This is a genomic window from Gilliamella sp. Choc4-2, assembly GCF_001690355.1.
GTDB classification, from domain to species: Bacteria; Pseudomonadota; Gammaproteobacteria; order Enterobacterales; family Orbaceae; genus Gilliamella; species Gilliamella apicola_A.
Genome location: NZ_LZHG01000021.1, coordinates 1 through 10294, shown reverse-complemented (window position 1 = coordinate 10294; position 10294 = coordinate 1). Strand labels below are relative to the sequence as shown.

Sequence of the window (10294 nt, the reverse complement as noted above, 5' to 3'; positions counted from 1 at the left end):
CACGGTTTGTTGTTGAGTTACAGTCAAGAAAAAGACAAGGCTAACTATGTTGAAAAACTTACTCGAGCACAGTACTACACTGCATTGGGGGATGTGTATACAGCAGCGTTTGAATTACAACACCGCAATGACCACAACTATGGTGAAGACGCCACACATGAAGCATTAATTGCGGCTAAATTGGAGCGTAGTTTTTTTGATGGTCGAGATAAAGGGTATATTATTCAGCAATTAACGGTGGCCAAATCGGGCGATGTGGCAGATGATAACCGTACCACAATTGGTTATAACTCACAAATTACCGACAGTATTAATATTGGTGCGGAAATTTTTGCATCCAATCGAGGCGCTGGAGGGGGTATTCAGGCAGGTTGGGATGTTAATGAGCAGACTAATTTGTATACGAAAGTGTTAAATGATGTGGACTCTACTTCTGGGCGAGGCATTACCACGGTAGTGGGCGGTCGAACCAAAGCGACCAGTGAGCTGGAGCTTTATTCTGAGCGTCAATTCAAAACTAGCAAAATCGATCATACTACTTCAGATGTGTATGGTGTCAGTTATAAACCTACCGAAGCACAATTTATTGAAGGCTCTTACTCGGTTGGGCGTGTAAACAACCGTAATCGTGACCGTACTAGTTTATCGGGTCATGATGAAACGCGTCGTGATGTTTATGCGGCTGGTTACGGCTATAAAAATGATTGGTTCCAAATTCGTAACCGTCTGGAATATCGGATTGATGAAGGTAGTGAACGGATAAGACAATGGGTCACCACCAATAGGGCGAAAACGATTGTCAGCGAAAACTTAAGTTGGTTAGCACAGTTTGATTTTGCAAAAACTTTTGGGAATAAAGACACATCGAATGATGTGGTGAGCAACTATACTGAATCAATGATTGGTTTTGCTTATCGTCCTAAATTAATAAACAATCTGAATTTATTTGGGAAACTGACTTATGTTTACGGGTTAGATCCGGACGATCAGCTGATAGCGAATTCGACCTCATCGAGTGGGAAACGCTATACTTCAAGTTTGTATGACCAAAAGAGCTGGGTGTGGTCGTTAGAAGGGGTTTATGAATGGAATGCAAACTGGGAAACTGCATTTAAAGCAGCCCATAGGCAAGGTCATTTACGCTATAAAAATGAAAGTAACTGGTACTCATCAGGGGCGAGTTTGTATGCGCTGCGTTTAAATTATAAGACAGGCGATTGGGAATATCAGGTAGAGGGTCGTACGTTACGTACCGATTTAGCTGATGACCATAAAGATGGCTTTGTGACGAGTATTTACCGTAATATTGGCGATAATATTAAAATGGGCGTGGGGTATAACTTTACGGATTATAACGACAACTTAACACACTTGAACTATCGTTCACATGGTTGGTTTGTCAATGTAGTAGGGAGTTTCTAATGGACAGTTGGCAAAGCATAGAAATTGGAAAAATTATTCCCCAAGTTGAAAAGAATTTACGCATATCAGGAGAGAAGATAATGCGAACTGAGCATAATGTAGCAGTGGAAATAAATAGAAAGATTTCTGTAAAAAAAGGTTATCGTTATGTGTTTATATTAAAACATTTGACCCAAATTTTGGGTGCATTCATTTTTATGCTTATGGCTGTATCAATAGCAAATGCTACGACAATATCAGGTAAAGTTTACTGGGATTTCGATAATCATCAAAGTTTTAATATGCCATTAAATAATATTATGGTTGAATTAAAAGATGCTTCTGGAAATAGCTTAGCTCAAACAATAACACAAAATGATGGTAGCTATTTGTTCGATAATTTGCAATTAGGGCAATATACGGTTATTGCTAGTACAAGTAATAATGAAAGCATTAATCGAACATTAAATCTTTCCAGTTCAACCGGAGAATTGGGTGTTAACCTTTTTTTACAAGGTATGGGAGGAAGTATCCATTTAAGTGTCAAGGATGAAAATAATGTTGGGGTTAAAGATGTTCCTATTACGTTGATTAATAGTGTTTCCACAAATGGGCAGCTAATATTAATAAGTGATGATAATGGTGATATTAAGATCAATAACACATTAAAAGGGTATGCCAATAGTGCTGTATTTGGTCCTATAAACTTAGATACTTCGACATATATTTTATGGGATGTTGTTTTGCCAAATAATTCTCATAGATACCAAGATACTATCGATTTTAGTTCAATGAATGGAGTAGATCAAAGTGGTACCTTTAATATTAAAGCTCTCAATCGCTGGGGTGTTGATGGTATAGTCGCAATCGATCAGAATTATGATAATATCTATTCCGCTGAAAATGATACAGGCGCAATTGGGATGGATGTTGAGCTTTATTATCCCGGTACGACAACAAAAGTTTTAGGCACGAAAACAATTACCACAACGGAAAACGGTAAATTTCGTTTTGAAAAACTAGCGGTGGCAACTTATGATATTAAGGTAACTAATGTAGCTATGCCTTATATTCCAGTAAATGCAATGAGTGCAACAATTACAATCCCCGCTTTAGGAAACCTTAGTAGCCCTGACTTTTTACTTCAAGTTGATCAATCAGATCATTCATTAGCAGGTGTTTTAGGAAATGTATTTGAGCTGGCGTTGAACCAACAGGCACAGCCGGGTGCCGATTCTGGCGTAGAAAATGGAAATACTAAACCTACTAAGGGTAGTAGAGGTTTTTCAACTGATGTCATACTTTATCAACATGATGGTACTTCATGGAAAAAAATTGTGACACAAAGATCTAATAATCAAAACGCGGGATCTTATCAATTTAGAGGCTTGACCAAAGGTAAAGATTATAAAGTTGCAATCATGGAAGACGGAATTGATGTTAATAAATATGTTTTCATCAATGATACTGATGGTAAATCATCTAGTACATCTCCTCAATCAAGGAGCCTCCATAAAGGTAGAGTTACTTTAAGTAATGGTACGCAAGATAATATTGCCGGTAAAGAAATTATTGTTACCAATCTTAATAATACAATAAGTAATCAAAACTTTTGGTTTTCACCAAAATTTAATCAGTCATTAGGCGGAATGATTGTATCGACGACTTTAAAAACTGCTAATAATCATGATAGTTATGCGACGTCGATCAATGGTCTATCTACTAGAACAGCTAGTGCCTATATGAAATTATCTTTTTATGAAGAAGATGGTGTTACTCCATTGGTAGTTGATGGTCAACCTGTTAAGGCAACTTATGAAACCCAAGGTTTTTACGGAACAAGATCGTGGGTTACTGCAAGAACGGATCGTGCAGGGATCTATTACTATTCTCTTGATGACTACGATAATACTAAATTAGATTATGAGTCGCGTTCTAATTTTTTGATCAACATTAGCCCTAATAGCGGTTTTGAAGATGTCATTATTTTCAGAGGAAAAACACCGAATAGTATTTCAGGCTACATTTATTTAAATAATAGTCATAAAGGTACAATAGGCAGTTATAATCCAGAACAAGATACGCCAATTAGTTCAAATCGTGTGGTGTTACAGCGTAAACTTCCATCAGGGAAGTGGAACGATATTACTTATTTTGCAACTGATTCTAATGGTTGGTATAACTTTACTAATTTGCCAGATGGGGAATATAGAGTTATTGCTAAAAAAGAATATGGCAATATAAGTAATATAACGAAAGATGATGTCGATTTTGAAGGTAATGACCAAAATAATACTATCAATAGTGATGGTTCATCGACTATACAAGTTACAATTAGCGGGGGGCAAAACTATAATCGTGATACTAACTTTTGGTATAAACTTAAAGTTAATGACAATATTCTTCGTGGTCAGGTCTACCTAGATACTTATAAAGGTAATGGTGAATTAGAAATTGGTCAAACTTATAATGAAAACGATTTACCGCTTTTCGATGCAGATGTTTTACTTTGCCGTCTAGGTGCTGAATCTGATTGTGTGATAGGAGGACCGCTTTATATTGCACATAAAAGAACTAATGTTGACGGTAGCTATTTATTTACTAGTACCGATGATGGTATTGTTCCAAATACAGAATATAGGGTCAAAGTGATTCGCCATGGTACAACAGCGGTGACGAACTCTACTCAAGGGCTTGCACCTTCTTATATTGTTAAATTCAATCAGAATAGTGTACCAATTACTAAAAACTTTTTAATGCAAGGTAAAGCTGAATTTATTGGTTATCCAGTTAATGATTTAAATGGAGATGTTCAGTATGCCGGCGAAAATACTTATGAAACAGGGCAAGGTAATTTCAAAATCTACTATTACAATGGAAGTAGTTATGTGTTTTGGGGCGATATAGGGACTTACTACCATTCAATTAACCTAAAAATGTTACCTGAAGGAAAATATCGCATTATTCATAATAAAGATTCTAATAAAAATTATATAGATATTGCTGATATGGATCCAAATACAGAACTAGGGACATTTGATTTTGAAGTAAACTCTAGTGGTAATTTTACCCATAATAATCAACCTTCATCTAAGCAGTTGTTTTTACAGGCAATTTCTGTATCGGATAAGTTTAATGAGGTGTTCTCCGGCAAAATTTATCTTGATGTGAGTGGAACTGGGGTGAAGACTGATGCATCGATTGAATTGACTGCAGCTGATTTACAACACCTTAATAGTGGAAATTTATCTGTTGAGGGGATTTTTACACCGCGTATTTATCCTGGCTATTACAATGGATCGTTAAGTAGTATTGAAAGTACGCCTGATTTCATTGATAACCAAGTATCTGCAAATGGAAAATTTGCTTATACCAAAGCGAATTCAACTCGCGGTGGTTTATATGCTACTAATATGATTTTGCACTTGAAAGGACTAAATAGTAGCCAGTTTGAATTAGTGGGTAATAGTAGTGATCCACTACAAAGCTATCTACCAAACCAAATTAGAAACAATCTTGAATACATGCAAGTGTCTAATGTGACAAGTGCGCCAAATCAATATTGGTTAGTCAAACTAAAAAATAATACTGAAATTAGTGGTCAGCTTTATTATGACCTTAACGATGATGGTAAGTTTAATCGCGATGACCAGGATGTAGGACTTTCAGGCATTAAAGTTGCCCTTTATCGTAATAATCAGTTATATAGTTATACTTTAACAGATAATAATGGTCATTATGCTTTTAAAAATCTTTATGATGACAGTTATACCATTAAAGTACCTACGCAAAGCGAAGATCAACGTTATGAACTTCGAAGTCCTTCTGATACTTCTCCTGTTATAACTATCAGCCCAAGCAAACCAACTGCTTCAGGTGCTGATTTAGACTTTATTTATAAGAAAAATGGCGATGCAGTTATTGCGGGTTCTGTAATGATTGATATCAATAATAATGGGACTGCTGAATATAGTTATAATAAAACAGGAGATTTACCACTTAAAGATATAAAAGTTAATTTGTATCAAGGTGTTTCAGGTAATTTAAGTTTGTTTGCCTCTGTAAATACGAATGAATTTGGGCGCTTTAGTTTTAACAATCTGCCATTAAATAATAGTTATACAGTTATGCTAGATATGCAAACGTTATCACAAGATTATGGCATAATCGTTAATGCTGATGGCAATACCAACAGTTCGTTAACGCCTATTGTCTTTGATGATAAAGGGCGTACTGAGCAAAATAAATTCTTTTTAATTGCAGGAGGTTCTAATCCTTATCCTGCCGCAGGTAATAATTCTACTTCAGCAATAAAAAGTGGCATATCAGGCGAAACACTCGTTGAGGTAGATGTTAGTACTAATGAACCTATGGCGGGTGTGTTGATAAGCTTAATTGATTCAAATGGTAATGAACTTGTTCGCCAATATAGCGATACAAACGGGAAATATCATTTTTATAATTTGCCAAATGGTAATTATAAAGTCAATGTTCTTGATCCACCGAAGGGCTATACACTTATTAAAAATAGTGATGGTACCACTCAACCAATAGATACACTATCTGGTATCAATTTACAAAGTTCAGGTGTTGAAAATAAAAACTTCTATTATAAAAAGGCAAGTATTGGCGGTATTGAAGGTAAAATCTATGTTGACTTTGCCGATAATAATAGTGATTTTGCTCGGCTAAATCATTTTGCTCATTTATTATCTGATACAACGCCGGCTACAATAGAGTTACATGAAGGATCCGATGGTAACGGTACATTGTTAATGACTCGTACATCCGTTGATGGCGTTTATAGTTTCCCTAATCTAATGTATGGGGATACAGCTCATTATTCTGTAAAAATTATAATGAGTTCTATACCTAATTATGCATTTAAGATGAGTAAAGCTGGTAGCCAACCTAGTGATGTTGTTATTCCAGTTACGCTGCTCACTGAACAAGGATCCTTCGATAATCATTTCATGATTGTCGGTACGCAAGAAATTGGTGGTAATGTTTGGATTGATGCAAATAACAATAATACTAGAGACGTTGATGAAACAATTGATGGTGTTGATGTTACTTTGTCTTATATGGCTCCGGGCAAGAATCAATATGAAGAATTGAAATCTACAACAACAGCAGATATTGCAATTAATGGTGTTAGTACATCACAACATGGTCAGTATTTGTTTGATAAGTTGCCAAAAGGAACAAATTATCAGATCAAGGTAAAAACACCTGAAGCAACTACATTAATACCTGTTAGCCAAGTTGCCGATAATGCGGACACATTTAAGTTTGAGCCTTTAAATCAAAATAGTTTTAATAGCAGTACTGGTTATAAGTATTCCGGTACTATTAAGGGACATGTCTCTATTGATGTGGACTATAGTAAAAATAAAACAGATGTAGATGATCATTTAAAAGGCCTTAAACTTGTCTTGAAAAAAGTAGTAACTACAGCGGTAAGCCAACAAGGAGACATTACTGTAGAAACGGATGCTAATGGTAACTTTAGTGTTGAAAATCTATCAATGGGGCAGTGGGTTATTACAACAGCTACCTCACAAAGTAATGTAGCTGATTGGGGTAGTTATAAACTCAGCTATACTGATAATGGTACTGGTGCTGTCGAAGCTGTAACCAATGATCTGGCTTTGAATGTCACACTTTCAACTACTAATCCTTCAGTAAATAATATTGATATTGGATATCGTGGTGATAGTAAAATTACAGGTTATGTCGTCATAGATCGAGATGGTGATCATCGTTATAGTAATGATGATATGGCGTTTAGTGAACTTTCTACACCAATTACTCCAAAATTAATCTTAACTTCTGCAACAAATAGTGTTGGTTTTACTTCAAGAGAAGTTGTGGTGAATTCTGATGGTTCTTTTGAGGTATCAGACTTAAGCCAGCATAAATATAAGTTAACTAGTGTGGTGAACGATACTAATTATAAAATTGTGTTTAGTCCATCAAACTCAACACCAGCATCAGAATCGGCAATATTTGATGTGAGCGGGGCAAATGATACAAGCTATGTTGCTAATCCTGAAACCAGAGCTTTTGGATATGCTATTAACCGTACATTATCTGGCAAGGTTTATTTTGATATTGGTGGGAAAAAAGAGGCAAGTTTATTAAATCCTCCGCTTGATGGTGCAATAGTTAAAGTTGAGAATAAATACAATAACAAGGTGTTAACTTATACTCAAACTGTAGATAGTAATGGTGAATTCTCGTTTTCAAATATTACTGAAGGTGATTGGGTTGTTACCGTGTTACATCCAACTCGTAGAAATTTGGTCTACAGTTACTTTGTTGAAAAATTAGTAACACCTAGCTTAGTTAATAACGGTGAAATTACCTATAGTGTTAATGCAAATACCGATTCAGAGATTAAGTTAGATTTAGGTATGATGGGTAATAGTGTCGTAAGTGGAACGGTTGTTTATGATAATGATAGTAATGAACAACTGACAGCCAATATTGATACAGGTGTAGTTGGGTTAACTATCAATCTCATTGATCCAAATAATGATGCTGTAATTTATGTACAGGTTCAGACTGACTCAAATGGTAAATTTAGTTTTAATAATCTGGCGCAAGGTAATTATAAAATTAGAGTGACCGATCCGTCCAACCATTTAAATGGTTATGCCATTAGTTTTAGCCCTACAGGTAAAGCTTCGACAAACAATGCTTCTGATTCGGTTGTTATTGCTTTTAATAGCGATAATACTCAGTTAGATAATCAAGATTTTGGTTATCGGGGCATTGTTGGCGTTAGCGGTCATATTTATCAGGATATTTTAGGTAAAGGAGAACATAATACCAATTATCCAACTTTAGCGGGAATAACGGTGACTGCAACCAATCAAAGTAATAACATTACGCTTACTGGAATATCCGATGCAAATGGTAATTATTTGATACAGAACTTAACACCTGATACGTGGCAAGTAAAAGTCTCGAATTATCCTCAAGGTTGGCAAAAGAGTTATGTAAATTCTGTTAGTGGCGTTACCTTAAATTCTGATGTGACAAATATTACTATTGCTTCTGGTTCAGCTGTTGGTCAAACAGTTGACTTTGGAGTAAAAGGTAGTGCGAAGATTTTTGGTAAAGTGGTGGTTGATATGGATATCAATGATAATGTTTCATTAAATTATCATGCTGCGCCTATAGATAGACCATTGAGTGATATACCTGTTTTACTTAAAGCAACAGGAATAGCAGGGAGCTCTGAGATTAGAACAACAACAGATAACACAGGTCATTATGAATTTGATAATTTAACTGCATATCATGATTATCAAATTACTATTGATGATCAAACGTTAGGATCAAGTTATCAACTCAGCTTTAGCCATGCTATGATAAGTGGTGGGCAGCCAAGTAATAGTGATCAAGTAACATTAATAGCTGTTGATCAACAAGTTAGTGATCTCGATTATGGATATATCAGTCAACGATCATTAAAAGGCACTATCTATAAAGATTATTCTGGTAAAGGTGTACATCAGGCTTATCATTCCACCTTAGATGGTGTGGTAATAGAAGCGCAAAATGTGAATAATCCTAATATTCGGTTAACAGCAATAAGTGGTCTTAATGGTCAGTATACAATTAACAATATTGCGGACGGCAAGTGGAAGATAACGGTTAAATTGCCTTCGAATCCAGATTATGTTTATAGTTATGTTGTTCAACCACAAGGCAGTTCTATTACACCTATAACTGATGGAGCAGAAATAGAAATCAGTCAATCTTCTTCACTGATTACTAACGTTGATTTTGGTCTGAAAGGTCAAGCAAGTATTAGTGGACAAGTTGTTATTGATATGGATAGTAGTGATGGTAATGCCATTGTTGCTCAAGATATCGGTATTGATATGTTATTTCCTCATTATTCAGTTGAGCTGTTTGTTGGGGATGATTTAATCGATACAGTTGAAGTGGTAAGTACTGGAACTGATGTTAGTGAATTAGGCAACTATAAGTTCAATAATTTGGCATCAGAAGTTTTCTATACTGTGAAAGTTAGCGTTCCGGATGTTAACTATATTAGTAGTTTTATGTTAACTGATAGTAATATCGTTCCAACAACTAGCCAAACTGATAATGAAATGAAAGAAACTTATACATTTGCTAGTGCAACGGCTAACATTGAGAATGCAAGTTTTGCTTGGGGCGGTACTAGTGGTATAAAAGGTAAGGTGTTTTTAGATAAAGATGATGACGGTGTTTATAATTCTTCTATAGATTCACCGATCAATGAACTTATCACATTAACGTTTGAAAATGTGAATAACCCAGCTATCCATTTTAGCTATACAATGGTGTCTGGTACTGTGGAATATGATATTACTAATATTATCCCAGGTAAGTGGAATATCGTTGTCAGTGGTGTACCGACTACCTTAACGGCAAGTTTTGACCCGGATGATGCGCATCATAATGCTGATGGCTCGTTAAAAACACCACAAACAGTGGATATGGCAACTGTGGAAGTAGTAGGTAATTTAACTGACCAAAACTTTGGTTATATCAATGGTGGAGTTATCGAAGGTAAGTTAGTTGAAGACAGTGCTGGCACAGGCTTAATAGGGCTGGCTAACTATCCAGGGTTATCGGGAGTAAATGTCTATTTATTAGATAGCAATGAAAAACATGTTATGGATAAAGCGGGCAAACCGATGTTATCAACAACTGATAATGAAGGTAAGTTCAGTTTCCGTAACTTAGCGATAGGTAGCCATGACGGCAACAGCATCACCCATAATATTCGGGTTCTTTACGGTGAATATAATGATGGTGTTGTTAGTTCAGATAGCAACAGTCCGTTATATGAAAAAGTTCCATTCTTTGAAAAGTATACGGATATCGGCGG

Annotated in this window: 2 protein-coding genes; both read left to right on the top strand. The window is 35.7% G+C overall.

Annotated features, from left to right (window positions below; all coding sequences use genetic code 11):
• On the top strand, nucleotides 1-1422 hold a 1422-nt coding region (locus A9G34_RS03195), incomplete at its 5' end, for a hypothetical protein (RefSeq protein WP_218055666.1).
• On the top strand, nucleotides 1422-10294 hold an 8873-nt coding region (locus tag A9G34_RS03190; protein WP_141670324.1), incomplete at its 3' end, for an SdrD B-like domain-containing protein. The genes A9G34_RS03195 and A9G34_RS03190, both read left to right, overlap by 1 nt.